General features: G+C 61.4%; 23 protein-coding genes and 1 pseudogene. 13 read left to right on the top strand and 11 right to left on the bottom strand.

From position 1 onward, the window contains the following. The first annotated feature begins 16 nt into the window (after positions 1-16). Both L085_RS18180 and L085_RS18175 read left to right on the top strand, forming a co-directional pair. The gene (locus L085_RS18180) at positions 17-289 is read left to right on the top strand and encodes a hypothetical protein (RefSeq protein WP_004941292.1); all 273 of its coding nucleotides are present in this window, start codon (positions 17-19) and stop codon (positions 287-289) included. A gap of 362 nt (positions 290-651) precedes the next feature. Further along, positions 652-1,530 carry a nucleoside-specific channel-forming protein Tsx gene (locus L085_RS18175; RefSeq protein ID WP_031300510.1) on the top strand — a complete coding sequence of 293 codons (879 nt, stop codon included), beginning with the start codon at positions 652-654 and terminating at the stop codon, positions 1,528-1,530. Positions 1,531-1,585: 55 nt separating this feature from the next. Here the strand turns inward: L085_RS18175 and L085_RS18170 are convergent, their stop codons facing one another. Next, positions 1,586-1,765, bottom strand: coding sequence for a hypothetical protein (locus L085_RS18170; RefSeq protein ID WP_031300509.1), 180 nt, complete (start codon positions 1,763-1,765; stop codon positions 1,586-1,588). Positions 1,766-2,207: 442 nt separating this feature from the next. On the opposite strand from L085_RS18170, the gene L085_RS18165 reads away from it, so the two are divergent. Both L085_RS18165 and L085_RS18160 read left to right on the top strand, forming a co-directional pair. Next, a complete protein-coding gene (locus tag L085_RS18165; RefSeq protein WP_004941297.1) occupies positions 2,208-2,711 on the top strand; it encodes an anti-virulence regulator CigR family protein in 504 nt (167 codons plus the stop codon). 114 nt (positions 2,712-2,825) lie between these two features. Then, positions 2,826-3,356, top strand: a complete 531-nt coding sequence (locus L085_RS18160; protein WP_044031396.1) for a chorismate mutase — start codon at positions 2,826-2,828, stop codon at positions 3,354-3,356. Between the two features lie 3 nt (positions 3,357-3,359). On the opposite strand, the gene L085_RS18155 is transcribed toward L085_RS18160, so the two are convergent. The 4 genes from L085_RS18155 to hutC form a co-directional block, all read right to left on the bottom strand. Further along, complete coding sequence (locus tag L085_RS18155) at positions 3,360-4,895, bottom strand: serine hydrolase domain-containing protein (RefSeq protein ID WP_015377642.1); 1,536 nt, start codon at positions 4,893-4,895, stop codon at positions 3,360-3,362. A gap of 236 nt (positions 4,896-5,131) precedes the next feature. Continuing rightward, complete coding sequence (gene hutG, locus L085_RS18150; protein ID WP_044031395.1) at positions 5,132-5,935, bottom strand: N-formylglutamate deformylase; 804 nt, start codon at positions 5,933-5,935, stop codon at positions 5,132-5,134. Beyond that, positions 5,932-7,155, bottom strand: a complete 1,224-nt coding sequence (gene hutI / locus L085_RS18145; protein WP_004941304.1) for an imidazolonepropionase — start codon at positions 7,153-7,155, stop codon at positions 5,932-5,934. The genes hutG and hutI overlap by 4 nt, the downstream gene beginning before the upstream one ends. A 157-nt stretch (positions 7,156-7,312) precedes the next feature. Beyond that, positions 7,313-8,068, bottom strand: a complete 756-nt coding sequence (gene hutC / locus L085_RS18140; protein WP_015377644.1) for a histidine utilization repressor — start codon at positions 8,066-8,068, stop codon at positions 7,313-7,315. A 180-nt stretch (positions 8,069-8,248) separates the two neighbouring features. On the opposite strand from hutC, the gene L085_RS18135 reads away from it, so the two are divergent. The 3 genes from L085_RS18135 to L085_RS18125 all read left to right on the top strand — a co-directional run bounded on the left by L085_RS18135 (position 8,249) and on the right by L085_RS18125 (position 11,253). Next, entirely contained in the window at positions 8,249-9,619 is a 1,371-nt protein-coding gene (locus L085_RS18135) for a formimidoylglutamate deiminase (protein ID WP_044031394.1), read from the top strand. Continuing rightward, a complete protein-coding gene (locus L085_RS18130; protein ID WP_044031393.1) occupies positions 9,619-10,182 on the top strand; it encodes a HutD family protein in 564 nt (187 codons plus the stop codon). Before L085_RS18135 ends, L085_RS18130 begins: the two co-directional genes overlap by 1 nt. A gap of 69 nt (positions 10,183-10,251) precedes the next feature. Further along, positions 10,252-11,253 (top strand): LacI family DNA-binding transcriptional regulator, encoded by a 1,002-nt coding sequence (locus L085_RS18125; RefSeq protein WP_044031392.1) that lies wholly within the window; start codon positions 10,252-10,254, stop codon positions 11,251-11,253. 41 nt (positions 11,254-11,294) lie between these two features. Here L085_RS18125 and L085_RS18120 read toward each other — a convergent pair whose 3' ends face one another. From L085_RS18120 to L085_RS18110, 3 genes are all read right to left on the bottom strand, one after another. Then, the gene (locus L085_RS18120; protein ID WP_044031391.1) at positions 11,295-12,737 is read right to left on the bottom strand and encodes a glycoside hydrolase family 32 protein; all 1,443 of its coding nucleotides are present in this window, start codon (positions 12,735-12,737) and stop codon (positions 11,295-11,297) included. Then, positions 12,734-13,993, bottom strand: coding sequence for an MFS transporter (locus L085_RS18115; RefSeq protein WP_044031390.1), 1,260 nt, complete (start codon positions 13,991-13,993; stop codon positions 12,734-12,736). The genes L085_RS18120 and L085_RS18115 overlap by 4 nt, the downstream gene beginning before the upstream one ends. 161 nt (positions 13,994-14,154) lie before the next feature. Further along, complete coding sequence (locus L085_RS18110) at positions 14,155-15,096, bottom strand: LysR family transcriptional regulator (protein WP_044031389.1); 942 nt, start codon at positions 15,094-15,096, stop codon at positions 14,155-14,157. A gap of 107 nt (positions 15,097-15,203) precedes the next feature. On the opposite strand from L085_RS18110, the gene L085_RS18105 reads away from it, so the two are divergent. Next, entirely contained in the window at positions 15,204-16,415 is a 1,212-nt protein-coding gene (locus L085_RS18105; RefSeq protein WP_044031388.1) for an MFS transporter, read from the top strand. A 28-nt stretch (positions 16,416-16,443) separates the two neighbouring features. On the opposite strand, the gene L085_RS18100 is transcribed toward L085_RS18105, so the two are convergent. Continuing rightward, positions 16,444-17,748: an MFS transporter gene (locus L085_RS18100; protein WP_044031387.1), complete on the bottom strand. Its 1,305-nt coding sequence runs from the start codon at positions 17,746-17,748 to the stop codon at positions 16,444-16,446. A gap of 93 nt (positions 17,749-17,841) precedes the next feature. Further along, complete coding sequence (locus L085_RS18095) at positions 17,842-18,540, bottom strand: hypothetical protein (RefSeq protein WP_015377652.1); 699 nt, start codon at positions 18,538-18,540, stop codon at positions 17,842-17,844. 93 nt (positions 18,541-18,633) lie between these two features. Between L085_RS18095 and L085_RS18090 the strand changes: the two are divergent. The 3 genes and pseudogenes from L085_RS18090 (at position 18,634) to L085_RS18080 (ending at position 21,462) form a co-directional block, all read left to right on the top strand. Continuing rightward, positions 18,634-19,300 (top strand): annotated as a pseudogene (locus tag L085_RS18090) (TetR/AcrR family transcriptional regulator). A gap of 60 nt (positions 19,301-19,360) precedes the next feature. Next, on the top strand, positions 19,361-20,272 hold the full coding sequence (locus L085_RS18085) for a LysR family transcriptional regulator (protein WP_044031386.1): 912 nt from the start codon (positions 19,361-19,363) through the stop codon (positions 20,270-20,272). 167 nt (positions 20,273-20,439) lie between these two features. After that, positions 20,440-21,462 carry an alcohol dehydrogenase catalytic domain-containing protein gene (locus tag L085_RS18080; RefSeq protein ID WP_088382051.1) on the top strand — a complete coding sequence of 341 codons (1,023 nt, stop codon included), beginning with the start codon at positions 20,440-20,442 and terminating at the stop codon, positions 21,460-21,462. A 64-nt stretch (positions 21,463-21,526) separates the two neighbouring features. Here the strand turns inward: L085_RS18080 and pckA are convergent, their stop codons facing one another. Next, positions 21,527-23,146 carry a phosphoenolpyruvate carboxykinase (ATP) gene (gene pckA, locus L085_RS18075; protein ID WP_015377656.1) on the bottom strand — a complete coding sequence of 540 codons (1,620 nt, stop codon included), beginning with the start codon at positions 23,144-23,146 and terminating at the stop codon, positions 21,527-21,529. A gap of 432 nt (positions 23,147-23,578) precedes the next feature. Here pckA and L085_RS18070 point away from each other — a divergent pair, with 432 nt between their 5' ends. Both L085_RS18070 and L085_RS18060 read left to right on the top strand, forming a co-directional pair. Next, the gene (locus tag L085_RS18070) at positions 23,579-24,922 is read left to right on the top strand and encodes a 2-hydroxycarboxylate transporter family protein (protein ID WP_015377657.1); all 1,344 of its coding nucleotides are present in this window, start codon (positions 23,579-23,581) and stop codon (positions 24,920-24,922) included. A gap of 332 nt (positions 24,923-25,254) precedes the next feature. Beyond that, complete coding sequence (locus L085_RS18060) at positions 25,255-26,673, top strand: serralysin family metalloprotease (RefSeq protein ID WP_044031383.1); 1,419 nt, start codon at positions 25,255-25,257, stop codon at positions 26,671-26,673. Positions 26,674-26,750 lie beyond the last annotated feature (77 nt).

Raw genomic sequence — 26,750 nt, 5'->3', positions numbered from 1 at the left:
TGAAGGAACGACGACGATGAGAAGCGACATTCAATTTATTCAACAGCCTGAAATCGACGTGCATCACTATGAGCGCGGCGATACCGTTCGCCTGACCACGGCGAATTTGCGACATGAATATCAGCTCGACGTTTATATTTTGCGTCGCGACGACAAGCTGATTTACGGCTCGGTCGTCGCGGCTGCGCCCAAGACCGATATTCCGGTCGCCAGTTGGGAGGTGAAAAACGGTGAAGAGGTGGCGTTCCGCCAGGAAAACATCGCCAAAGCGGTGCCGGCGGTGAACTGATTTCACGTTCCGTACTTTCTCCTGATGCTGATGAAGGCCGGCGCTGGCGCGTCGGCTTTTTCTTTTCCACCTCGCGATGACGCCCTGATGTCATTTGGCTCAAAAACTGCGCTAAAAAACGCGGTGCATGACAAAAATCACAGCGAATGTGAATTTGCATGAAACATAATTTGACAAATGTGAACGCAATCGATTACCTATTCGCGAAATGCGTAACTGGATCACAGATTCTTACAGTCAGTGGTTTCTATAATGCGCGCGTCATCCGAGTTTCTGTGTGAAGACAACGCCAGGTGTCGGCAGACTCATTGTCATCTTTTCTAAACGGGCAGGAAATGGCCCTTTAAGCATGTGGTAATAAAATGAAAAAAATAGCTCTCGCAGCAGGTGTACTGCTCGCAGCGTCTTACAGTGCATCATCAATGGCTGATAGCAAAGACAGTCAATATGTCTCCGACTGGTGGCACCAGAGCGTTAACGTGGTGGGCAGCTACCACACCCGTTTCGGGCCGCAGCTGAATAACGATGTGTATCTCGAATACGAAGCCTTCGCCAAGAAAGACTGGTTCGATTTCTACGGTTACGTTGACGTGCCGAAGTTCTTCGGCGTAGGCAACACCCCGGATCGCGGTATCTGGGACAAAGGCTCCCCACTGTTTATGGAGATTGAACCACGTTTCTCCATCGACAAACTGACCGGCACCGATCTGAGCTTCGGTCCGTTCAAAGAGTGGTACTTCGCCAACAACTACATCTATGATCTGGGCCACAACGCCGACGGCCGTCAAAACACCTGGTACATGGGTCTGGGCACCGATATCGACACCGGCCTGCCGATGAGCCTGTCGATGAACATCTATGCCAAATACCAGTGGGAAAACTACCAGGCTGCCAACGAGAACAGCTGGGACGGTTACCGCTTCAAGGTGAAATACTTCGTACCGCTGACCCAGGTGTGGGGCGGCAACCTGAGCTACATCGGCTTCACCAACTTCGACTTCGGTTCCGATCTGGGCAAGGACAGTGGTAACGCGATCAACGGCAAACAGGTGCGCACCGGCAACTCTATCGCCTCCAGCCATATTTTGGCGCTGAACTACGATCACTGGCACTATTCTTTCGTGGCGCGTTATTTCCATAACGGCGGTCAGTGGCAGGATGGCGCGGATATCGGCACCCCGCAGGGCCCGATCAAGTCTACCGGTTGGGGTTATTACCTCGTGGTCGGCTATAACTTCTGATTTTCCGTGCTATCAGAAACAGAAAACCCCGCCTGGCGGGGTTTTTTTTTCGTCATCACTGGGCTTGTTCAACCGGGAGATGCTTCACCGGCATAAACAGTCTGCCTTTGATCACGTGACATTCATTATTTATCCAACTAATGATTTGTTCACGGCTGACGCCTTCCGACTGCGCGTACTGATGAAGATCGCCGTTAAAGTGCCGAGTGATGTATTCCATGAGGGTCATTTGCACGTCTTTTGCTCCTGAACGCCCACCCGTTGCCAGCCTGGCCACCGCGGGAGGTTGAGGTTTCTCAGACAGCGAATGTAAATTATCGGCAACGAAATCTCAACATAAAGCACCAGATTGGGGCGACAGCGGCGGGAAAAAGAATCCCGCACGGAGAGGCGGGAAATGTTCGCTATTATCATTATGGATGATAAGAATAAGATTTGAGGTGCGACGAAAAAGAGCACACTAACTCTTTTTTGTTACCTTCCCACGCTAGCGTAAGGCTTATTTTTCTTCAAGAAAAATCTGAGACAAGCATCGGCATTTTCGAGGCGTTTTGCGTTAAAACAAGAGAGTGGCGCGAATGCCGTAAAACCGCACTGTCATCTCGGAGTTTTCCTTATACTTTGTCTGGAAAAGGCCAGCTATAGTCAACAGAGTCATCCACGCAGGAATACACAACATGAACAAACGTCGTACGACTCTCACGGTGTTGGCGCTGATTGCATCGCTGGGGTTGTCATCCGCCCCGGCCTTGGCCGACAAAGGCGGCAATGGTAACGGCAACGGAAACGGCCATGGCAACAGCGGCAATCACGGCAATAACGGTAACCATGGCAACAACGGTAACAACGGCAATCACGGCAACAAAGGCAATAAAGATAAAGGCGGCTATAGGAACGACGATAATCTGGTATCCGTCAGCCTCTCGCGCGACCGCGCCCGTTCGCTGGCGCACAACTATGGCCTGACCGGCTACAGCTCGCTGCCACCGGGCATCGCCAAAAATCTGGCGCGCGGTAAACCGCTGCCGCCGGGCATCGCCAAAAAAGTGGTGCCTTACTCGATGCTGCGTGAGTTGCCGCAGTACCCGGGTTATGAGTGGCGTATCGCCGGCGACGATCTGGTGCTGGTCGCACTCAGCACCGCGATTGTGGCCTCCGTGATCAATGGCGTTTTCGACTAACGTTTGTCGAGCGTTATCGGGCCTCGCTGCGGCGGGGCCTTTTTATTTGCCAGCGCGGGGCGGACGTGATGAACTTTGGGCCTTACGTTTTCACTGCATCATAAGGGAGGCGCCATGTTCAGGGCGTTATTGATAGCCTGCTGTTTGACCAGTTTTCCCGCGTTGGCGGGCGGCGCCGCCGCCATCGGCGAGCTGGTGAACCAACGGCTGTCGTTGATGAAAGACGTTGCCGGTTACAAGGCGCAGCAGCATTTACCGATCGAAGATCTGGCGCAGGAGGCGAAGGTGTTGGCCAGCGCGCAGGCGGAGGCGGGGCGTTTGGGGCTGGAGCCGGCGTCGGTACGGCCTTTTATCACCGCGCAGATGGACGCCGCCAAGGCGATTCAGTACCGCTATCGTGCCGACTGGTTGGCGAACCCGGGATCCGGCTGGAAGCCGCGCCCGTTGGCGCAGGTGCGCCCGCAGATCGCGCAACTGAGCAGCCAGATATTGCAACGGTTGGCGGAGCGGCTGCGTGCCGGCCCGCTCGGCGAGGCGGATCGGGCGGCGTTTATGGCGTCGGTGGATCAGGTGAATCTCAGCGACGCCGACAAACGGCGGCTGGCGGATGCGCTGCTGGCGGTCAAAACCGGCAGCGCACGCTGAGCGTCAGTCGCGGCCGACGGTGCTGCGGCGGAAGGTCAGCATCCGGCTGCGGTTGGCGATGAGATCCACGTTGTAACCGCGGAAATAGAGGCAAAAGCGTTTTAACCACGGGCCGTCCTGGCACTCCACCAGCATGCGGCCCTGGCCGAGCGGGCTGAGTGTGCCGGTCTGCGCCGCCGGGCCGACGCCGATATGCACCCGATTGCCGCGAATTTCAAAGGCAGTGCGATAGTGCGGGTGATACCACAGCCCCTGCACATGCTTCAGGCAGTCGCCGTTGGCCGTCACCGGCAGGAAACGGCGCGCCACATGCCCGACTTCGCCCTCGATCGCTTCACCGGTCCATTTCAATTTGATCGGCATATGGGCGGACAGCGACACCGCGTACCCATCCTCGCCCTGATACAGCGGCTCACCGCTGCCCAGATAGGCCAGATTGCCGTCTTTGACCTCCAGCCAGTGCGGCTCCGCCAGGGTGGCGTAGAGGCCATCGGGGATCGCCGCGCTGCGCTGCGGCAACGGTTCGCCCAGCAGCGTCGCCATCACCTGTAAGACCATGCCGAAGCTGTCGCAGTCTTCGCGGTTGGCCACCAGCGCGACGCCGGCCTGACGGTCGGGCGCCAGCAGGAAATAGGTTTTGTAACCGGCGTGGGAACCGCCGTGGCCGAGCAAGCGGCGGCGGCCCAGCGGGGTTTGCGCCAGACCCAGGCCATAGGCGCTGAGCTGGCCCTGATTAAGGCGGCGCGGTGCGCCGAGTTGCGCCAGCACGCCTTGGCCGGGGCCCTCGTCGGCCAGCAGCGTCTGCAGCCAGCGGGTGAGGGCGTTGAGGCTGCCGGTCAGGCTGCCGGAGGCGGAAAGGTGCAGGCCGGCGCTGGCGTGTTGCCAGCCCTGCGGCGCACGCCAGTAACCCGGCACCAACCCCGGCACTACGTCGAACCAGCTTTCCGGCGCCCGCATCTGCACCTGCAGCGGCCGGGCGATGTGCTGTTGCACCAGTTGGTCGAAATCATACCCTTTGCTGCGCAGCGCGGCCTCCAGCAGCCGATAGCCGGTATTGCTGTAGGCGATCTCGCTGCCGGCTTCGTAGTTCAATTTCTCCAGCCCCTCGACGAACTGCATCACCGGCTGCGCCTCGCTGACGGCGTGCAGCGAGATGCCCAGCAGGCCGAGCGTCTCGCGCACGTCGGGCAGGCCGCCGGTCATGTCCAGCGCCTGGCCGACGGTAACGTCCGCCAACGCGGGCTGCAGGGCGGGGAGCAGTTCACCCAGGCGTTGCTCCAGCCGAATGGCGCGCTCGGTGGCGTTCAGCGCCAGCGCGGCGAAGATATGCTTGGTCACTGAGGCATAACGCACCACGCTGTCGGCGGTGAAGGGGGTGTTCTGCGCCAGATCGGCCAGGCCGGCGCAGGCGGTGGCGCGGCGTTGTTGGGCGTCAAACAGGGTGATGGCGCCGCCGGGTTCGCCATGCCGTTGCCAGCCGGCCAGCAGTTGTTCGGCCAAGGCGCCGGCAGCGCGCCAGTTTAACGGTGTTACAGACATAGGGCCTCCAGAGAGTATTCGAAACGGGCCAGCTCGGCCACACGCGCCCGGCGCTGAGCGCGGGCTTTTGGGCTGATTGTGGCGCAGTGCGTTTTTCGTCGGCCGCCGTTTTGTGCGCTGTTTAGACCAGTTAGCGGGGAATCACGCGAAACTTTGATATAGCGCGCAGATTGCTGCTGGCGTTGCGGTTAGAGGCAGGAGAAAAACAGGCGCCCGGCGGCGCCTGTAAAGGGGGATCAATTCAGTCTGGCGGCACCCTCCAACAGGCTTTCAATCATCTGCTTGAGCAGGCGCTGCAGCGAGGCGGCGCGCTGGGGCTCGAACGCAAAAGGATACTGTTCGGACATGTAGTTGACCTGCGCCAGTTCGAGCTGGATCGCATGCTGTTGCTGCTGCGGTTGACCATAGGCGCGGGTGATATAACCGCCCTTGAAGCGGCCATTCAGCACGTGGGTGTACTGCTGTTGCTGCTCGCAGCAGGCGACCAGCCGATCGCTCAGCGCCTGGGCGCAGCTTTCACCGCCGTTGGTGCCGAGATTGAGATCCGGCAGCTGGCCGTCGAACAGCCGTGGGATCACCGAGGCGATCGAGTGCGCGTCGAACAGCAGCGCATAGCCGTGGCGCGCTTTGAGGCGCGCCAGTTCGTTCTGCAGCTGCTGATGATAAGGTTGCCAAATTTGCTGCAGGTAGAGGGCGCGTTCTTCGTCCGTAGGCGCTTTGCCCGGCAGGAAGCTTGGGCGACCGTCGAACAGCACGTCGGGATACAGGCCGGTGGTGGCGGTGGTGTACAGCGGCTTGTCGTCCGCCGGGCGGTTCAAATCGATGACGAAGCGCGAGTAGTTGCCGACCAGTACGCTGGCGCCCATCGCCCGGGCGAAGTCGTACAGCTGCGGAATGTGCCAGTCGGTATCGGGCAGCGGGCGAGCGTCGTCGGTCAGCCCGGCTTCGACCGCCGGCGTCAGTTGTGTGCCGGCGTGCGGGATGCTGATCAGCAGCGGCAGGCTGCCGGTCTGGAAGCTAAAAGGATCGCGAATGGTCATTGACGTACTTCTCCTCGGAAAATCACCGTACAGGGCAGCTGGCCGCCCAACCAATAAGCCAGTTCCGCCGGCCGCGACAGCGGCCAGTGAACGAAGTCCGCCACCTTGCCGGTTTCCAGCGTGCCGTGGCTGTGCTGCAGCCCCAGCGCTTTGGCGGCGTGGGTGGTGACGCCCGCGAGCGCCTCTTCCGGCGTCAGGCGGAACAGCGTGCAGGCCATGTTGATCATCAGGCGCAGCGACAGTGCCGGCGACGTGCCGGGGTTGGCGTCGCTGGCGATCGCCATCGCCACGTGGTGTTTGCGGAACAGCTCTACCGGCGGGCATTGGGTTTCACGCAGCAGGTAGTAAGCGCCCGGCAGCAGCACCGCCACGGTGCCGGCGTCGCCCATGGCGCGGGCGTCTTGCTCGGTAGCGTATTCGAGATGGTCGGCGGAGAGCGCGTGATGGCGCGCCGCCAGCGTGCTGCCGCCGAGGGCGGAGAGCTGTTCGGCGTGCAGTTTGACCGGCAGACCGGCGGCTTCGGCGGCGGCGAAGACGCGCTCCACCTGCGCCGGTGAGAACGCCAGATGCTCGCAGAAGGCGTCGACCGCATCCGCCAGACCGGCGGCCGCCGCCTGCGGGATGATGGTGTCGCAGACCAGATTGATGTAGTCGTCGGCGCGGTTGGCGTATTCCGGCGGCAGCGCATGGGCCGCCAGACAGGTGGTTTTCACCTCGACCGGCAGCAGCTCGCCCAACTTGCGCGCCACCCGCAGCATTTTCAGTTCGCTCTCCGGGCTGAGGCCATAGCCGGATTTGATCTCCACGCAGGTGACGCCTTCCGCCAGCAGCGGCCGCAGGCGGAACAGCGCCTGCTCCAGCAGCAACGCTTCGTCGGCCTCGCGGGTGGCTTTCACGGTGGAGATGATGCCGCCGCCCTGCGCGGCGATGTCGGCGTAGCTTACGCCGTTCAGCCGCTGTTCGAACTCGCCGCTGCGATTGCCGCCGAACACCAGGTGCGTGTGGCAGTCAACAAAGCCGGGGGTGATGATGCCGCCGTCGAATTTCACCGTTTCGTCCGCGATAAGATCGGGCGGCAGCGCCGCATGTTCGCCAATCCAGACAATCTTGCCGTCGCGTACGGCGATCGCGCCGTCGGTCAGGGTGTGATATTTACCGTCGCGCATGGTGACGATATCGGCGCCGTGCCACAGGCTGTCACAGTGGATCTCAGACGTCATTGCTTTCCTCCGCCGGAGCCGCAGCTCCCACATGGTTGTATATACAATTAAAAATAACCTAACGCATTCACCGGGATGTCACAAGAGGCGGGCGAGATTTTGTTATCAGGATGTGATCGACAGCGGAGATGCGGGCGCAGGGCGCGCCCGCCGGGGTTCAGACTTCGCTGGTGAAGCGGCCGAACAGCTGATAGCGGCTGCCGGGGTACAGCAACCGCGCCGAGGTCACCACGGTTTTGCCGGACCAGGTGCGGCGATGGATCAGCAGGCCGGGTTCGTGATCCTCCAGCTGCAGCAGCTCGCGCTCCCGCCGGGTGGGGATCACCGCTTCGACGATGTGTTCGCCGGCGGTCAGCGGCGCGGCCTGCGTCAGGTAGGTGTAAGGGGTGACGCGGTCGAAATCCTGCTTCAGGTAATCCGGCGCCACCAGCGGGTTGACGCAGCGGTCTTCCACCTGCACCGGCACGTCGTTTTCGTAATGCACGATCTGGGAGTAGAACAGCCGTTGGCCGGGCTGAATGCCCAGCGCCGTCGCTTCTTCCTCGCTGGCCGGGCGGGCCTTCAGCTCGAGGATTTTACTGCTGTGGCGATGGCCGCGCGCGGCGATCTCATCGGCGATGTTGTGCACTTCCAGCAGTGCGGTATGCGCCTTGGCTTCGGCGACGAAGGTGCCGACGCCCTGCATGCGGATCAAAAAACCTTCGCTGGTCAGCTCGCGCAGCGCGCGGTTGATGGTCATGCGGCTGACGCCCAGTTCCGCCACCAGTTCACTTTCGGAGGGCACGCGCTGGTGCGGTTGCCAATGCCCCGCACGGATTTGATTCACGATCGCCTGTTTGACCCGTTGGTAGATCGGGGCGGGGGCATCGCTCATTGCAGCCGCCAGTTGTAACACGGTCTGTTGTTCAGCCACGACGTTAACCTCGTCAAATAAAAAATAATAACACCAGTTTACTGTTGATGTCGGCGTATGTATATGTATATACAACTAGTGGCCGTCGCGCCAGAAACTTGCCGGCGGCCGCCAAAAAATTCCTGAATGCGCGCCATCGCCGCGCCTCATTCACCGTTACATCAACCGTGGAATACTGCCATGCCTGCTTATTTTGCCCCACGCGCTTTGCTCCCTGAGGGCTGGGCGCATAACGTCCGGCTGGACGTCGATGCGCAAGGTTACCTGACTCAAGTTACCGCCGACGCTGAACCGCAAGGCTGCACCCGGCTGCACGGCGACGCGGTGCCGGGCATGCCGAACCTGCACTCCCACGCTTTCCAGCGCGCGATGGCGGGGCTGGCGGAAGTGGCGGGCAACCCGCAGGACAGTTTCTGGACCTGGCGCGATCTGATGTACCGCCTGGTGCAGCGTCTGACGCCGGAGCAGGTGGAGGTGGTCGCCCGTCAACTGTATATCGAAATGCTCAAGGGCGGATACACCCAGGTGGCCGAATTCCACTACCTGCATCACGACGCCGACGGCAAGCCTTACGCCGATCGCGGTGAGATGACCGGCCGGCTCAGCGAGGCGGCGCATCAGGCCGGCATCGGCATGACGATGCTGCCGGTGCTGTACAGCTACGCCGGTTTCGGCGCGCAGCCGGCCCAGCCGGGGCAGAAACGTTTTATCCAGGACACCGAAAGCTATCTGCATCAGCAGCAGGTGATTGCCCGCCAGCTGGCGGATCGCCCGTTGCAGAATCAGGGGCTGTGCTTCCACTCGCTGCGTGCGGTGGAGCTAGGGCAGATGCAGCAGATTTTGGCCGCGTCGGATCGCACCTTGCCGGTGCATATTCATATCGCCGAGCAGCAAAAAGAGGTGAACGATTGCCTGGCGTGGAGCGGGCAGCGCCCGGTGGCCTGGCTGTATGACCATCTGCCGGTGGATCAGCGCTGGTGTCTGGTGCACGCCACCCATCTGGATCGCGACGAGCTGGAAGCGCTGGCGCGCAGCCGCGCGGTGGCCGGCCTGTGTCTGACCACCGAAGCCAACCTCGGCGACGGTATTTTCCCCGGCGACGCGTACCTGCAGCAGCAGGGGCGCTGGGGCATCGGTTCCGACAGCCACGTTTCGCTCAACGTGGTGGAAGAGCTGCGCTGGTTTGAATACGGCCAGCGGCTGCGCGATCAGCGTCGCAATCGCCTGACGACGCCGGAACAGTCGGCGGTGGGCGATGTGCTGTACTCGCAGGCGCTGCAGGGCGGCGCGCAGGCATGCGGCGCGCCGATCGGTCGGCTGCAGAGCGGCTATCGCGCCGACTGGCTGGTGCTGGACGGGGACGATCCGTATCTGGCGGCGGCGCCGGACGCCTCGATCCTTAACCGCTGGCTGTTCGCCGGCGGCAAAGAGCAAATTCGCGACGTATTCGTCGGCGGCCAGCAGGTGATCGAGCAGGGACGGCACGCGCTGCAGCAGCAGAGCAGCGCCGAGTTCCTGCAGGTGCTGAAAGCCTTTCAGCAGGAGGCGTAATGGGCCTGACCCGTTTTAACTTTGCCGCGCTGCCGGTCAGCCCGTGGCGCAACGGCGGTGGGGAAACCCGTGAAATCGTCAGCTGGCCGCCGGGCGCGCAGGATTTTGACTGGCGCGCCAGCATCGCCACCATCGCGCAGGACGGGCCGTTTTCCGCCTTTGCGGGCATCGATCGTTCGATCACCCTGCTGGAAGGCGACGGCGTGCGGCTGTTCAGCGCTGGGCATATCGACCATCAGTTGGCGCGCGTCGGGGAGCCGTTCGCGTTTTCCGGCGACGTGGCGCTGGAAGCGACGCTGCTGGGCGGCGCCAGTCAGGATTTCAACATCATGACGCGCCGCGGTCGGCAGGCGGCCGAGGTGCGGCGCAGCACGGCGCCCGTCACCCTGCTACCCAACCGGGCGGGCGTGCTGTATGTGCTGAGCGGGGTCTGGTCGCTGCCGGGGGGCGGCGAGCTGTGGGCGCGCGAAGGCGTCTGGTGGGCGGCGCAGGCGGTGAGCGGCGAGGTGAAGCCGCTGACGGCCGACGGCGCTATTCTGTGGGCGGACATCACAGCCTGCTAACGCGGAGTAGAGTCCTGCGCCTGGTTATGGGATTATTCACTTTTCCTCATTAATCATAAAGAAGGGCGCATGGCTTCGCTGAAAGACGTCGCAAAACTTGCCGGAGTCTCGTTGATGACGGTGTCCCGCGCCATCAATGAGCCCGGCAAGCTGCGGCCGGAAACCTATCGGCGCGTCAAACAGGCTATCGACCAGTTGGACTATGTGCCGGATCTGTCGGCGCGGCGTATTCGTGGTGACGGAAATCGCGTACAGACGCTCGGCGTGCTGGCGCTGGACACCGCCACGACGCCGTTCTCGGTGGACATGATCCTGTCGATTGAGAAAACCGCCCGCGAGCGCGGCTGGAACAGCTTCGTCGTCAATCTGTTTGCCGACGACAACGCCGAACAGACCGTCGATCTGCTGCTGGCGCATCGCCCGGACGGCGTGATCTTCACCACCATGGGGCTGCGTCAGGTGGATGTGCCGGCCAAACTGTTGGACAAAAGGCTGGTGCTGGCCAACTGCGTCAGCCCGGCGCATGCGATCGCCAGCTACATTCCTGATGACGAGCAAGGTCAGTATGACGCGATACGCACGCTGATCGCCAAAGGCTATCGTACGCCGCTGTGCATTCATTTACCGGCGGATACGCTGGCGGCGGGGCTGCGCCGCCGCGGTCTGGAGCGCGCCTGGCGCGATGCAGGGCGCGATGTTGAACAGCTGCGGCAGTATCATCTCGATCTGAGCGGCGGCGATCAAGGCTATCGCGACTGCGTCGCGCTGCTGGCGCGGCATTTCTCTGCCGGCCGGCGCGATTGCGATGTCGTGGTATGCGGGAACGATCGGATAGCCTTTTTGGTGTATCAGGTGTTGCTGGCGCAAGGATGGCGGATACCGCAACAGGTGGCGGTACTGGGCTACGACAACATGGTTGGCATCGGCGAGCTGTTCCTGCCGGCGTTGACGACGGTGCAATTGCCGCACTACGAGCTGGGCCGCCTTGCGGCGCTGCATGCGATCGAGCAGCGGGAACAGCGTGATACGGTGAAAGTGCCTTGCCCGCTGTTGGAGCGTGGTTCGCTGTAACCGCACCGGGTGCGTCGCTGCGCGCCCGGTGCTCATTCCCACTATCCCCAGATGCTAGCCAACTGCCATCCTGTGATGGGTTCGAACTCTGCCCGTCCGCCCTCGGCAAACAGGCTGAGGCGGCGATCCTCCTCCGTCGGATAAATGCGGCTGGTCAGGCAGGCCAATCCCTGATTAACGAAAATCTCCAGCGATGAACGGTCGATAAAGATCCGCAGCGACAGGATGTCACCCTCCGGCAGCGGCACGCTGCGGCAGGTGCTCAGGGCGGGGTTTTCATGAAAACGTTCCAGTACCAGTCGGTGCGCCTGATTATCGACGAACAGCCGCGCTGCACTCCCGATGGCCAGCCCGTAACGCTCGGCGTCGTTGTCGGCCGGTCTCAATGTCAGAGTGAGTTCCTGCACATCGTTCGCCAGCGGCAAATGCTGATTGGTGAGCGTCTGCGCCAAAAACGAGTGCGATTCTCGGCGCAGCGCCGCCAGTTCACGCGCCGGGTTCATGCGAACGCTGCCGTCGGCGGCCAGCGTCAGCTCGCGCGGTAGGGTGAGGGCGCCGGCCCAACGGTGCGCTTTGCTGGGCATCGGTGATTCCCACATATCCATCCAGGCAAACAGCAGCCGGCGGCCATCGGCGGCGGTGAAGGTCTGCGGCGCATAGAAATCGTGGCCGGCATCCAGCTCGCAGAAGGGCTGCGTTACCGTAAAGTCGCCGTCCGGCCGCCAATGGCCGAGCAGATAGCCGCTCTGGAAGCGATTGCGGTAGCGGTAGCCCTGCGCCGCCAGGCCCTGCGGCGAGAACAGCAGCAGGTGTTGTTCCCCCAACGGGAAGAAATCCGGGCATTCCCACATATACCCTTGATGCGCCGTTTGCGCGCCAGCCAGCACCCGATCGAAGCGCCAGGCGCGCAGGTCTGCAGAACGGTACAGGCGTACCTGGCCCAGGCCGTTTTCTTTAGCGCCGACCACCAGCCACCATTCGCCGTTCTCGCGCCAGACTTTCGGATCGCGGAAATGCTGAATGCCGTCCGGCGGGGCCAGCACCGGCCCGTGCTTGACGAAGCGTAAGCCGTCTTCGCTGGTGGCCAGACATTGCACTTCCCGCACCTGGCTGTCGTCGCCGGGCTCGCCCAGCCACACGTGGCCGGTGTAAATCAGCGTCAGCACGCCGTTGTCATCCACGGCGCAGCCGGAAAAACAACCGTCTTGGTCATAGGACGCATCGGGTGCCAGGGCGATGGGCTGGTGCTGCCAGCGGATCAGATCGCGGCTGGTCGCGTGCCCCCAGTGCATGGGCCCCCAGTGTTCGCTGTAGGGGTGATGCTGGAAGAACGCATGATAGACGCCGTCAATACAGATCAGGCCGTTGGGATCGTTGATCCAGCCGGCGGGCGGCGCGAGATGGAACTGCGGGTAGTAATCATCTCGGCGCTCTGCGCGCAGGGCCTCGACCGCATGGTCGGCTTGAGCTAAGGCAGTGTTCATTGGACAGACTCACTTGATTTAATGGCGGGTGGAAAGGGCACTGCCGTGGCGGAACGTTCGCCGCGCAGCAGGAAACAGGAAACAAGCGTGGTGGCGGCGACCGCGCAGCCCATCAGCAGATAGGTGTCGGCAAAACCGATGCGGTCATAACCGTAGCCCGCCAGCGGCGACAGGAAGCTGGCCATCACCTGGGTGATGAACTGAAAGCCCACCAGGTACAGCGTGGAGGAGAGGCGGCTGTCGAAGCGGCTGGCGATGTATTTGAAGATAGCGATCAGCAGGATCGGCAACTCTACGGCGTGCAGCAGTTTCATGGCGGAGATCATCAAGGCGCCGCTGACCAAGCCGGAGCCGAACATGCGCAGCGCCATCACGCTGCCCGCCAGCAACAGCCCCCGCTTGGCGCCGATGCGGTTCACCAGCAGCGGAGCCAGAAACATACCGCCGGCTTCGAGGAAGACCTGCAGCGAGTTGAGAAAACCGTACATCTCGTTGCCCTGTTCGCGTGACGCGAACTGTGAGGCGAAGTAGACCGAAAATTGCTGATCGAAAACGTTGTATACGCTGATGCCGAGCACAAACACCACCAACGCCCAGAAGCCCGGCATGCGCAGCAGCGCCAGCGCGTCCTGCAGCCGCAGGTTCTCCGGTTTGCCAAACGCCAGGCCGGCCATGGCGTTCGGTTTCAGCTCGCGCACCTGGCTGAGCAGCAACAGAAACACCACGGCGGCGGCGGAGGCCAGCCAGAAATTGATGTTCGGATCGATATTGAAGATAAAACCGGCCAGAAAGGTGGCGCTGGCCCAGCCGAGCGAGCCCCACATGCGGGCGCGGCCGAATTCGAAACCGCTGATGCGGCTGACGCGCTCGGTATAAGATTCCAGCGCGCCGATGCCGGCGAAGAAAGTGGCACCGATGAACAGCCCGCCGACCAACGCACCCAGCGGCAGGCTGCTCGCCAGCAGCGGGGCGTAAACGTAGATAAAGAACGGGCCGGTCAGCAGCAGCATCACGCCGAGAAACTGCAGCAGGTGCTTGCGCAGCCCAAGTTTGTCCTGAATAAACCCGTACAGCGGCTGTGCGCACAGCGCCACCAGCGAGATAGCGGAGAAGATCAGGCCGGTCTCGGCGCCTTTAAGACCGATCTTCTGATTCAGCCAGAGTGAGATCAGTGAAAAGCTGGAAGACCAGGTGAAGAAAAAGAAGAACAGCAGGCCGCTGAGCAGCACGTAATATTTTTTCGTTTCGCGGTTCATGGATAAGGTCCCGGTGAGTGAAATCAGCTTTATTGTTAACGTTAACTCGCGAAGGGATGAAGCTGTCCGATATCACACATGCGATGTTAATCACAAAAGTTAACGTTAACATTACTGATTTGTGATGTTTCTCACGCAGAGACGCGGATTAACGAGCGTGGTTACTCATCCTGCGGGGGGACATGAAACGGCGGCGATTGGCTGGCGGCCGCAAAGCGGGCGATCAAGAAATCCAACAGCAGGCGCACGCGCGGCGGCTGATAGGGCGAGCGGCGAAACACGGCGTAGATCCCGGCTTCATGCGGGGTGAAGTCGGGAAGAATGACGTTCAGACGCCCGCTGCGGATATCGTCCGCCGCATCCCAGATGGTTTTACGCGCGATGCCGTGCCCCGCTAAAGCCCACTGGCGTGCCAGCGCGCCGTCATTGGTCTCCCAGGCGCTCTCCAGCGGCACCGTGTGGCTCCAGGCCTGGCCGTTCAGGGAGAAATGGAACGTATTCAGCGGGCCGGCTGCGGTCACCAGTACGATAAAACGATGGCCGGTGAGATCGGCCGGCGTGCGCGGCTCGCCATATTGCGCCAGATACGCCGGAGAGGCGCACAGCACGCGTCGGCTGGCGGCCAGGCGCCGCGCGATGAGCGTTTCTTCGCGCGGCGCGCCGAAACGAATGGCGATATCCAGATCGTCCTGCAGCAGGTTGGATAGGGAGTCCGACAGTGTCAGCGCGATCTGCAGCCGGGGGTGTTCGGCGCAAAATTCTTCAATCCACTGATTGAGAAGGTTGCGCCCGAAATCGGCGGAGGCCGAGAGGCGAAGTTTACCGCACACGCCGCTTTGGCTGGCCTGCAGAGCCGCCTCGCCGTCGGCAATCGCCTGCAACGCGAGGGTGCAGTGTTGCAGATAAATGCGCCCTTCTTCAGTGAGACGCAGGCGGCGAGTGGTGCGATCGAAGAGTTTACTGTGCAGCGCCGCTTCCAGCTTGAACAACCGCGCGCTGGCGGCGGCGGGGGAAAGGCCGAGTTTGCGGCCGGCGGCAGAAAGGCTGCCCGATACCGCCGCTTCGGCAAATAAACGCATGTCACCCAGTCTGTCCGTTGCCATTTTTATCAATCTGGATTTGAAAATAATTCAAATGGTAGGCCAATTATCAATCCGTATGCAAGGTGAGACGCTGATGACTCTGCAATTGACCATGGGAGTTGTTGGTAATGAATGTTCACTCTGTTTCCACCGATAGCGATAATGCGCATGGCGCGCTGCCGCCGCTGAAAGCATTGCTGGCGCTGACGATGAGCAGCTTCATCGCGACCGCTAATGAGACTGTGCCGGCCGGCATGCTGCCGCAGATAGCCCGAGGCATGAGCATCAGCGAGGCGTGGGCGGGGCAAATGGTGACGTTGTGCGCGCTGGGCGCCGGGGCGGCGGCGATCCCGCTGACGTTGGCGCTGGGCGGGTGGCCGCGTCGCCGACTGCTGCTGTTGGCGATCGGCATCTTTTTGATCTGCAACGCGGTGACGGCGTTGTCACCCTGTTTTGGCGTGACGCTGGGGGCGCGCTTTTTGGTCGGCATCGCTACCGGGGTGACGTGGAGTCTGCTCGCGGGTTACGCGCGCCGCCTGGCCATCGTCTCATTGCAAGGGCGGGCGATGGCAATCGCCATGCTGGGGATCCCGCTGGCGTTGGCCTTGGGCGTACCGATGAGCGCCTGGCTTGGCGAACTGTTGGATTGGCGCTGGATTTTTGCCGTGCTGGCGAGCTTGAGCGCGTTGCTGCTAGTGTGGATCCGGCTGACGCTGCCCGAATTTTACGGTTGCCGAACGCCAGGCAATGCGCGTTTGCGCGAGGTTTTCTGTCTTCCCGGCGTGCGGCCGATCCTTGCCGTATTGGCGTGTTGGATCCTGGCTCATTACACGCTGTATACCTATCTTGCGCCCTATCTTGCCGCGCGCGGCCTGGCGGCCAGGGTGGATTTGGCGCTGTTGGCGTTCGGCATCGCCGCCGTTGCGGGCATTGCGCTGACCGGCTTATGGGTGGATCGCTGGCTGCGTGCGCTGGTGCTGTTCAGCCTGGCGGGCTTCGCGTTGGTGGCGCTGGCGTTTGGCGTGAACGGTTTGCCCGTCGGGGCGGTTTACGTTGGCATGGCGGCATGGGGATTGAGTTTCGGCGGTGCGCCAACGCTGTTGCAGACATCACTGGCGGATGCAGCGGGTGAGTATGCCGATCTCGCCCAGTCGCTGCTGGTCACTTTCTTTAATCTGGCTTTTGCCGTCAGCGGCGCGTTGGGCGGAATTTTGCTGGCAAACGTCGGCGCTAACGCCATACCGTGGATGGCTTTTGTCCTGTTGCTGGTGGGGTGGAGCATTGCCTGGGGCAGTGCAAAGCGCGGCTTCAGCGCCGAACGCCGCGCCGCGGCGCGCTGAGGGGGCGGCGTCGCCCCCTGTAGCGAGATTAACGTTCGTTCAGCGAACGCAGGTGATCGTCACGGCGCAGCGTCATCAGCGCAAACAGGCTGACCACCGACGTGGCGACCACGTAGTAGGCGGGAATATCGATATTGCCGGTCTGTTTGATGAGGCCGGTGATAATCAACCCGGCCGAGCCGGAAAACACCGCATTGGAAAGTGAGTAAGCCAGCCCCAAACCGGTATAACGCACCCGGGTCGGGAACATCTCCGCCAGCATCGCCGGGCCGGGACCGGCCAGCAGGCCGACTACGGCGCCGGCGATCAGCACCGCCAGCCCTTTGACCCACAGTGAACTCTGCGCATCCTGCAACAGGTGCAGCAGCGGAAAGGTGAACAGGATCACCGCCGCCACCGCCGTCAGCATCACCGTTTTTCGTCCCAGCCTGTCGCTGATGATGCCCGCCGGCAGAATGGTCAGGGCGAAACCGACGTTGGCCAGCACCGTCGCCACCAGCGCCTGTTGGAAGGTGGCGTGCAGCGAGGTTTGCAAATAGGAAGGCATCACCACCAGGAAGGTATAACCGGCGGCCGACCAACCCATCATGCGGCCGATGCCGATCAGAATGGTTTTCACCACGCCGCCCAGCTTCGCTTCCGGCGGTGGGGCGGCGTGTTCCGCACGTTGCTGCGCCTGGGTGAACGTGGGCGTTTCCTCGAGCTTGAGCCGCAGCCACAGCGCCACGGCGCCCATCGGCAGCGCCAGCAGGAAGGGAATACGCCAGCCCCAGTCATGCAATTGCTGTGCGCTGAGCAGCGCGGCCAGCAGCGCCACCAGTCCGGCCCCGGCCAGCAGGCCGAGCGCGACGGTCAGCGATTGCCAGGCGCCGAACAGCCCGCGCTTGCCCTTGGGAGCAAACTCGGTCATCAGCGATACCGCGCCGCCGAATTCACCGCCGGCGAACAACCCCTGAAACATGCGCAGCAGCGTCAGCAGCAGTGGGGCGGCGACGCCGATCGAGGCGTAGGTCGGCATGACGCCGATCAGCGCGGTGGCCAGCGTCATCAGCAGCAGAACCGCAATCAGCGTCGGCCGGCGGCCGATGCGATCGCCGATGCGGCCGAAGATCACCGCGCCGATCGGTCGGCAGAAAAACGCCAGCGCAAAGGCGGCGTAGGTGAGGATCAGGCTGGTGATTTCATTTTCACCCTGCAGGGTGAAAAAATTGGCGGCGATAACGGTGGCCAGGAACCCGTATACGCCGAACTCATACCATTCGATAAAGTTGCCGACCGAGCCGGCCAGCAACGCCTGACGCGAGCGGCGCGCGTCTAGAGTCTGTTGAGTCATCCCCGTTCCCATACATTTGAATTATTGTTCGTCAGTTCTAAATTTATACGACAAAACAATCAATTGATTTCAGCGGGAACTGTGAGGCGCGATTCACCAGAGCAACGGCGCCGGCTCACGGCCATTTTCGGCGTAGTACAGCGACGGCAGGAACTGCGCCAGATAGCTGAACTCGTTGTAGCAGTGGCGCATCAGGTTAAACCCGATGTCGTCCGCCAGTTCGTCGTGGGCGTTGGCGCAGGCTTTACCCAGCAGGAAGCGGCTGCGCAGCACGCACCCATAGGGCGTATCACGTACCAGATGCAGCATCTCGCCGTCACAGGGATCGCCGTTGTCATCCAACGCCACCTGGTCGCCGAAGCCGATGCGCGCGCACACGGCGGCGGAGAGCGCCTGCGCATCGCGCGCCTGGCGCAGCGGCTGCGGTGCGAAGAAGTCCTCGGCGGCGTGAAACTTGAGGCGCGCCGCAACCGGCGGCAGCTCCGCCAGCCATTCGACCGCTTCGATGCTGGCGCCGACGTAGCTTTCCCCTTTTTTCCAATGGCGGTCCCAGCCGCGATGTTCGACGTGATCGTGCGGGTGCCACCAGTTGATGTGCTGGGTGTTCTCGAAGAAGGTGAACCACCAGTCCAGCATGCGCCCTTTACAACCGTGCAGATCGGTTCGAACCGCTACGGTGAGCAGGCCGTCGGCGCTGCGGCTCAGCCCCATTTCCAGCCGCAGCGGCTCGGGCCTGAGCAACTCGTTGATATCGTTGACGCCCCAGGGCGCCAGCAGGGAAGGATGTGTCATAATGGGTTCCTGTTTTATTTTGGAAACGAAATTCGTTTCAAAAATAAAGCTATGCCGTTATGCTGAGTCTGTCAACGCTTGTGAGGAACAATTATGGCGAACCCGAATGAAGAACCGCTGCGCGCTCGCGGCCGGCCGGCCACGCCGGAAACGGCGCTGCGCGCCGCGCTGACGCAGGCGACGCTGGCGCTGCTGCTCGACGGCGGATACGCCGCGGCAACGGTGGATGCGGTGGCGAAACGCGCCGGGGTAGCTAAAAAAACCCCTGTATCGCTTTGCCGCCAATCGTGATGAGCTGGTGGCGCAGGCGGTGAGCGGCTGGACCGAGGCGTTTCAGCCGGCCTTCGCACAGGATGCCGGGCGGCGGGAGGCGGTTGCGCCGCTGTTGGAAAAAGGGCTGAAGGCGGTGGCGCAGCAGGTGCTGAGCGCCGAAGCGGTGGGCATGTTTCGGCTGCTGCAGAGCGATTTCCCGGGGCGCGAGGCGCTGCTGGACAGCTATCAGCGCAACGGCATTCAGCGCGGACGGGCGACGGTGGCGGACTGGCTGCGGCGCCAGCAGCAGTGCGGGTGGCTGCGTGAGCGCGACTGGGCGCAAACCAGCGATCTGCTGCTGGCGATGGCCATCGCCGAACCGCTGCGCCAGATGACGTTGGGGCTGCTGCCGCCGGGCAGCGCGATCGACGAACGCATCGCGGCGGCGGTGGCGCTGGTGATGCAGGGGCTGCTGCGCGGCGAAAACGCGGAGTGCGCCACATTGTGAGCCGTGTTCATCTGTGGCATGTTGATTGTTCAATCCATATCACTTTTTCGCGATGCCCACATGAATGCTGCTTACCCGTTCAAGCAGGGCGATCTGTTCGCCTTGACCGTTTTTCTTGCCGTTGCCAGCCATCGCAGCTTTCACGCGGCGGCGGTGGAGCTGGAGGTGACGCCGTCGGCGGTCAGCCACTCGATAAAAAACCTGGAACAGCGGCTCGGGGTGAGGCTGTTCAACCGCACCACGCGCAGCGTGGCGCCGACCGAAGCGGGTGAGCGTTTGGCGGCGCAGCTGCGCCCGGCGCTGTCGTCTATTTCGCAGGCGCTGCATGAAGTGGATGAATGGCGCGCCACGCCGAGCGGCACCGTACGCATCAACGCCAGCGAAGGGGCAGTCAGGCTGGTATTGCGTCCGTTGCTGGCCGATTTCCTGCGCGAGTACCCCCATATCCACCTGGATATCGTCTGCGACGGCAAGCTGAGCGATATCGTCGCCGAGGGGTTTGATGCCGGCATTCGGCTGGCGGAAGCCGTACCGCAGGACATGATCGCGATGCGCGTCAGCCCGCCCGTGCGTTTCGCCGCCATCGCCGCGCCCGGCTATTTCGCCGTCCATGGGCGCCCGGCGACGCCGCAGGATTTGCTGCGTCATAACTGCATCCGCTTTCGCTTCGACAGCGGCACGATTTACCGCTGGGAATTCGAACGTGATGGCGTGAGCGAGTCGATCGGCGTTACCGGCTCGCTGACGCTGACCGATCAGCCTCTGATGGTGGACGCCGCCATCGACGGTATCGGCATCGCTTTCGTTCCTGAACATTTGGCGCTGGAAGCGCTGCACGATGGGCGCCTGGAGCGCGCGCTGGACGCGTGGTGTCCGGCTTATCCGGGGCTGTGCCTCTACTACTCCGGCCATCGCCACGTGTCGGGCGCGCTGAAGGCGTTGATCGAGTATCTGCGCGCGGCGCAGTCCTGATGCGTTCGCGTTCTGCTTTTGGCTACGCCAATTAGTGAGCCGCCTTCATCTCCACAGTGAGGTTCGCCTGCATTGTTGCGGCGTGGAGCCTGCCTTACGCTCATGAGGAGACGCCGGGCAACCGCCGGGCGCCACCCTGCTGCGAGGAGTTGATGATGGAAAAGAAGATGAAAGCGGTGGTTATGACCGGCGCCAATCGGCCCTGGGAAGTCAGGCAGGTGCCGATGCCCCGGGCGGAACCGGGGCAGGTCCTGGTCAAAGTGCACGCCTCGGGCATGTGTTATACCGACGTATGGGCGACGCAAGGATATGGCGGCGATATTTATCCGCAAACGCCCGGCCATGAAGTGGTGGGGGAAGTGGTTGAGGTGGGGGCCGGCGTGCATACGCGGCAGATTGGCGATCGCGTCGGCACCACCTGGGTGCAATCGGCCTGCGGCCGCTGCCCGTACTGCCGCGAGAATCGGCCGCTAACCGGGCAAACGGCGATGAACTGCCCGGCGCCGCGCACCACCGGTTTTGCCGCCCAGGGCGGCCACGCCGAGTATATCGCCATCGCCGCTGAAGGCACGGTGTTGCTGCCGGACGGGCTGTCTTACATCGACGCCGCTCCGATGATGTGTGCGGGGTATACCACCTGGAGCGGCCTGCGCGACGCGGCGCCGCTGCCGCATGAGACGGTGGCGGTGTTAGGCATTGGCGGGCTGGGGCACGTCGCGTTGCAACTGTCGAAAGCCTGCGGTTTCGATACCGTTGCCATCACCCATTCGCCGGACAAGCACGCGCTGGCGAAGCAACTGGGCGCCGATCGCATCGTCGCCTCCGGGCAGGCGCTGCGGGAGAACGGCGGCGCGGACATTCTGCTGGTGACCACCAATGACTTCGACGCCGCGCAGGAGGCGATGAGCGGCTTGCGGGTAGATGGCCGCGTGGTGCTGTGCGGGCTGGACTTCAGTAAACCGTTCGCGATCTCTTCGGAAGGGGTGCCGTTCCATATGATGCGTCAGCGGGTGATCGGATCGACCCACGGCGGGCAGCACTACCTGAGTGAGGTGCTGAACCTGGCGGCGAAAGGCAAAGTGAAGCCGATGGTCGAGACTTTCACGCTGGATCAAGCCACGGAGGCTTATGAGCGGCTTGCCTCCGGCAACATGCGTTTTCGCGGCGTTTTCGTGCCGTCGGCGGCGTGAGAAAAGGGCCGAGGGTTCGGCCCTTGCAGACAGGTATGAAGGGCGCTGCGGCGCCCTGGTTGCTTTACAGCTTAGGCCCGGCCTTCACCAACTTTTCGCCCGCCGGGGTGACGGTATATTTGGCGAAGTTGTCGATAAAGCGCTGCGCCAGATCCTGCGCCTTCTCCTGCCACAGCGATTCGTCGGCGTAGGTTTTGCGCGGATCGAGGATCGACGGATCGACGCCCGGCAGTGCGGTCGGCACGTTCAGCCCGAAGATCGGCAGCGTGAAGGTCTCGGCCTGCTCAATATCGCCATTCAAGATGGCGTCGATGATGCCGCGCGTATCTTTGATCGAGATACGCTTGCCGCTGCCGTTCCAGCCGGTGTTCACCAGGTAAGCCTGGGCGCCGGCGGCCTCCATGCGTTTCACCAGCACTTCGGCGTACTGCGTCGGGTGCAGCGTCAGGAACGCGGCGCCGAAGCAGGCGGAGAAGGTCGGCGTCGGCGCGGTGATGCCGCGTTCGGTGCCGGCCAGCTTGGCGGTGAAGCCGGACAGGAAGTGGTATTGAGTCTGCTCCGGCGTCAGGCGCGATACCGGTGGCAGCACGCCGAAGGCGTCGGCGGTCAGGAAGATGATTTTGCGCGCGTGGCCGGCTTTGGACACCGGCTTGACGATGTTCTCGATGTGATAAATCGGGTAAGAGACGCGGGTGTTCTCGGTTTTGCTGGCGTCGTCGAAGTCGATGCTGCCGTCGGCCAGCACGGTGACGTTTTCGAGCAGCGCATCGCGGCGGATCGCCTGATAGATTTCCGGCTCCGCCTGCGGCGACAGCTTGATGGTTTTGGCGTAGCAGCCGCCTTCGAAGTTGAACACGCCGTCGTCGTCCCAGCCGTGCTCGTCATCGCCGATCAGCTGACGCTTAGGATCGGTGGAGAGGGTGGTTTTGCCGGTGCCGGACAGGCCGAAGAATACCGCCACGTCGCCTTGCTCGCCGACGTTGGCCGAGCAGTGCATCGACGCGATGCCCTGCAGCGGCAGCAGATAGTTCATGATCGAGAACAGGCCTTTCTTCATTTCGCCGCCGTACCAGGTGCCGCCGATCAACTGCATGCGCTCGCTCAGATTGAAGGCGACGAAGTTCTCCGAGTGCAGCCCTTGCTGCTGCCAGTCCGGGTTGGTGCATTTGGCGCCGTTCATCACCACGAAGTCCGGCTCGAAGTCAGCCAGCTCTTCGTCGCTCGGGCGGATAAACATGTTTTTCACGAAGTGCGCCTGCCAAGCCACCTCGGTGATGAAGCGCACTTTCAGACGCGTGTCGGCGTTGGCGCCGCAGAACGCGTCCACCACGAACAGACGCTTGCCGGAGAGCTGATTGCCCACCAGCGTCTTCAGATGCTGCCAGACTTCCGGCGAGAGCGGCTGGTTGTCGTTCTTGCCGGTGCCGTTGTCCGACCACCAGACGGTATCGCGCGTGGTGTCGTCGCGCACGATGTATTTGTCCTTCGGCGAACGGCCGGTAAATTCACCGGTCGCGACGTTGACCGCGCCCAGTTGGGTGAGGGTGCCGCGCTCCAGCGGCGGCAGGTCGGCGCGGGTCTCTTCGGCGAACAGCAATTCATAACTGGGGTTATAGACGATGTCGGCGGCCTGATGGATGCCGTAGCGAGCGAGGGTTTGTGGGGTAACAGCGCGTGAAGACATATTCTACTTCCTTATGAGTCATATTATGCCTCTTTCCCGTGCGGTGCCGCGCGCAGGATTGAGATTCGGATCAAGCTGACCGGATTCAGCTAATGCGTTTCCGGTTCTTTATTAATAAAACAGGGGGCTTTTTCGCCCTCCTATAGCATAGCAGCGAATTTAAGCCTGCTTACTTTAATTACAAAATGCTGACGATAATTAATTAAAACCAACCTTGGCGGAGGGTCACAATATTGAATTTCGCCGGCGTAATTTAGTTTTGCATTTTTATTTTTTATCATATTGTCAGGGCTGTCTACTGTTTTATTTCTTATTAGAAAAAGCGAAATCCACAATAGGATTTTTCGTAATCATTTGTTTTTGCTTGGCTATGGCAGAGTTTTTGCGCCAGGTGAATCTAACCGTACTGTACGCTTGTCAGCAGGGTGAATAATGAAACAGATAAATGCAGAACTGGCCTGTGATAAAAATACGGCATCGTCCGAATCCTCAGGGTTAATTAATCAACTTCGTCAAATGGATATCGGCGCGGTACCGATCGCCTTGTTTATCACGATTTGCGCGATCGTAGCGATTTCCGCCTACGCCAACTTCCTGCCGAAGAATATGATCGGCGGCCTGGCGGTGATAATGACGCTGGGCTTTGCGCTGGCGCAGTTGGGAAAAAGTATTCCCGTGCTGCGCGATATCGGCGGGCCGGCCATTCTGTGTTTGATGGTGCCGTCGGTGCTGGTCTATTTCAATGTCTTCCAGCCTAACGTCATGGGCACCGTCCATCTGCTGATGAAAGACGCCAACCTGCTCTATTTCGTCATCGCCAGTCTGGTGGTCGGCAGCATTCTCGGCATGAACCGGGTGATCCTGATCCAGGGGATGATTCGCATGTTCGTGCCGCTGGTGGTGGGCACGATCACGGCGGTGATCACCGGGCTGCTGGTGGGCAAGCTGTTTGGCTTTACCTTCTATCACACCTTCTTCTTCATCATCGTGCCGATCATCGGCGGCGGCATCGGCGAGGGGATTTTACCGCTGTCGCTGGCCTATTCGGCGATCCTGGGCTCAACGCCGGACGTCTATGTCGCGCAGCTGGCGCCGGCGGCAGTGCTGGGCAACATCTTCGCCATCGTGACCGCCGGGGTGCTGGCGCGCATCGGTATGCAGCGCAAGGCGCTGAGCGGCGACGGCATGCTGATCCGTTCGGCGCAGGAGAACGCGATGTTCGCCATCAAGGAGCAAGGCGGCAACGTCGATTTTCAACTGATGGGCGGCGGGCTGCTGGTGATCTGCGCCTTCTTTATCGTCGGCGGCCTGTTCGAACACATCGTGCATATTCCCGGCCCGGTGCTGATGATTCTGTTCGCGGTGCTGTGCAAGTACTGCCGGGTGATCCCTGCTTCGATGGAAACCGGTGCGCACAGTTTCTACAAGTTCGTTTCCACCGCGCTGGTGTGGCCGCTGATGATCGGTCTGGGCATGCTGTACGTGCCGCTGGAAAGCGTGGTGGCGGTGTTCTCGGTCGGTTATGTGGTGGTCTGCGGCTCGGTAGTGCTGTCGATGGGGCTGGTCAGTTTCCTGATTGCGCCTTACCTGAAGATGTTTCCGGTGGAAGCGGCGATTGTCACCTGTTGTCACAGTGGCCTGGGCGGCACCGGTGACGTGGCGATCCTGTCGGCGTCGAACCGCATGGGGCTGATGCCGTTCGCCCAAATCGCCACGCGCATCGGCGGCGCTTCCACGGTCATCGGCGCGACGCTGCTGCTTGGTTGGTTAGTCTGAGTCCAGAGTATCTTATGGATAACCGGGGTTGGATTGCCCCGGTTTTTTTATGCGTTTTTTTCGCTTATCGTGATAGTGCTGATTATTGCCTTGAAAATCATTCGTGTGGCGCAAATGCATAGCCGTACTTTATCTAAGAAAATTCTGTAATCGGTGAAAATGTGTCTATTCTTTTCTCTTAAGGGATTATCGTTCTCATTCAGAGTGCCGAGGGAAGGCGCCATCGCATTACCGATATCCCCGTATTGATTCAACACCGGGCCGCTGCCGTTCAGGCAATCCGCCAGTTGGGGCATCCCCCCGATTGAATTGACGAATATGGAGATAAGGTTATGTCATCAAGCAATGCTTCCGTTAAGGCCGAAGGCGTATTAGCCCTGCTGGGCGCTTATAAACCCGATGAAGACGACACCATTACCGTGCTTCATCCGTCGAAAACGTTCGAAAACGCCGGCCTGGAGCTGGTGCGCGGCGATCGCAGTTGGCACGACAAGGGCGTGACCGACACGCCGGTCTCTCTGACCTACAGCTTCTGGGAAAAGGCGCCGGGCAACATGTCGAGCATGGGCATCAGCGGCTTCAGCAGCTTTAACCCCGAACAGCGCGAGCAGGCTAAACTGTCGCTGCAGTCATGGTCAGACGTGGCTAACATCACCTTCACTGAAACCAGCAACACCGCCGCCGCCAACATCAAATTCGGCCTGTTCGACTACAGCTCGCGCGGCTCCTATGCCTTCGCGTATAACCCGGACACCTCGCCTTCGGTCGCCGGGCAGACCTGGTATAACGCCAAGAACCACACCTTCGTCAACAACCAGATCCATGAGAACGAGTACGGTCGCCAGACCTTCACCCATGAAATCGGCCATGCGTTGGGGCTGCAGCACCCGGGCGACTATAACGCCGCACCGGGCGTCAGCATCACCTACGCTAAAGACGCGACCTACTTTGAGGACAGCCGCGCGCACAGCCTGATGAGCTATTTCAGCGAAAGCAACACCGGGCAGGACTTTAAAGGCGCGTACTCTTCCGGGCCGTTGCTCAATGACATCACGGCGATCCAGCATTTCTACGGCGCCAACATGACCACCCGCACCGGTGATACGGTTTACGGTTTCAATTCCAACACCGATCGCGACTTCCTCACCGCCACCGGCGCGCAGGACAAAATAATCTTCACCGCCTGGGACGCCGGCGGCAACGACACCTTCGATTTCTCCGGCTTTGGCCAGAATCAGCGCATCAACCTGAATGAAAAGGCGTTCTCGGACGTCGGCGGCCTGAAAGGCAACGTGTCTATCGCTGCAGGCGTAACGATTGAAAACGCCATCGGCGGGTCGGGTAACGATGTGCTGGTGGGCAACGCCGCTGATAACGTGCTCAAGGGCGGCGCGGGCGATGACGTGCTGTACGGCGGTAAGGGGGCGGATCAGCTGTGGGGAGGCGCCGGCAAGGACACCTTCGTCTATTTCGCGGCGGAAGAGTCAACGGCGGCGGCGCCGGATTGGATCCGTGACTTCGTGCGTGGCGAGGACAAGATCGATCTGACGCTGTTCAACACCGGCAGCGCCGACGGCATCCGCTTCGTCGATCAGTTCAGCGGCAAGGCGGGCGAGGCGACGCTGAGCTACGATGCGCAAAATCACGTCAGTGACGTGGCGATCAACCTGGGCGGCGCCTTTGACGGCAGCGATTTCCTGGTGAAAGTGGTGGGACAGCCGCTGGATACGGGTGATTTCGTGCTGGCCTGATGCAGGCAACAAAAATAGGGCACTTTGGGCAAAAACCCGACAATTCCTATTAATTACGTCATATTAGCGTGACATAG

The sequence above is a fragment of the Serratia sp. FS14 genome (assembly GCF_000695995.1).
GTDB classification, from domain to species: domain Bacteria; phylum Pseudomonadota; class Gammaproteobacteria; order Enterobacterales; family Enterobacteriaceae; genus Serratia; species Serratia nematodiphila.
Note: the sequence above shows the minus strand (reverse complement) of the source record. Positions and strands in the feature narration are given on the sequence as shown.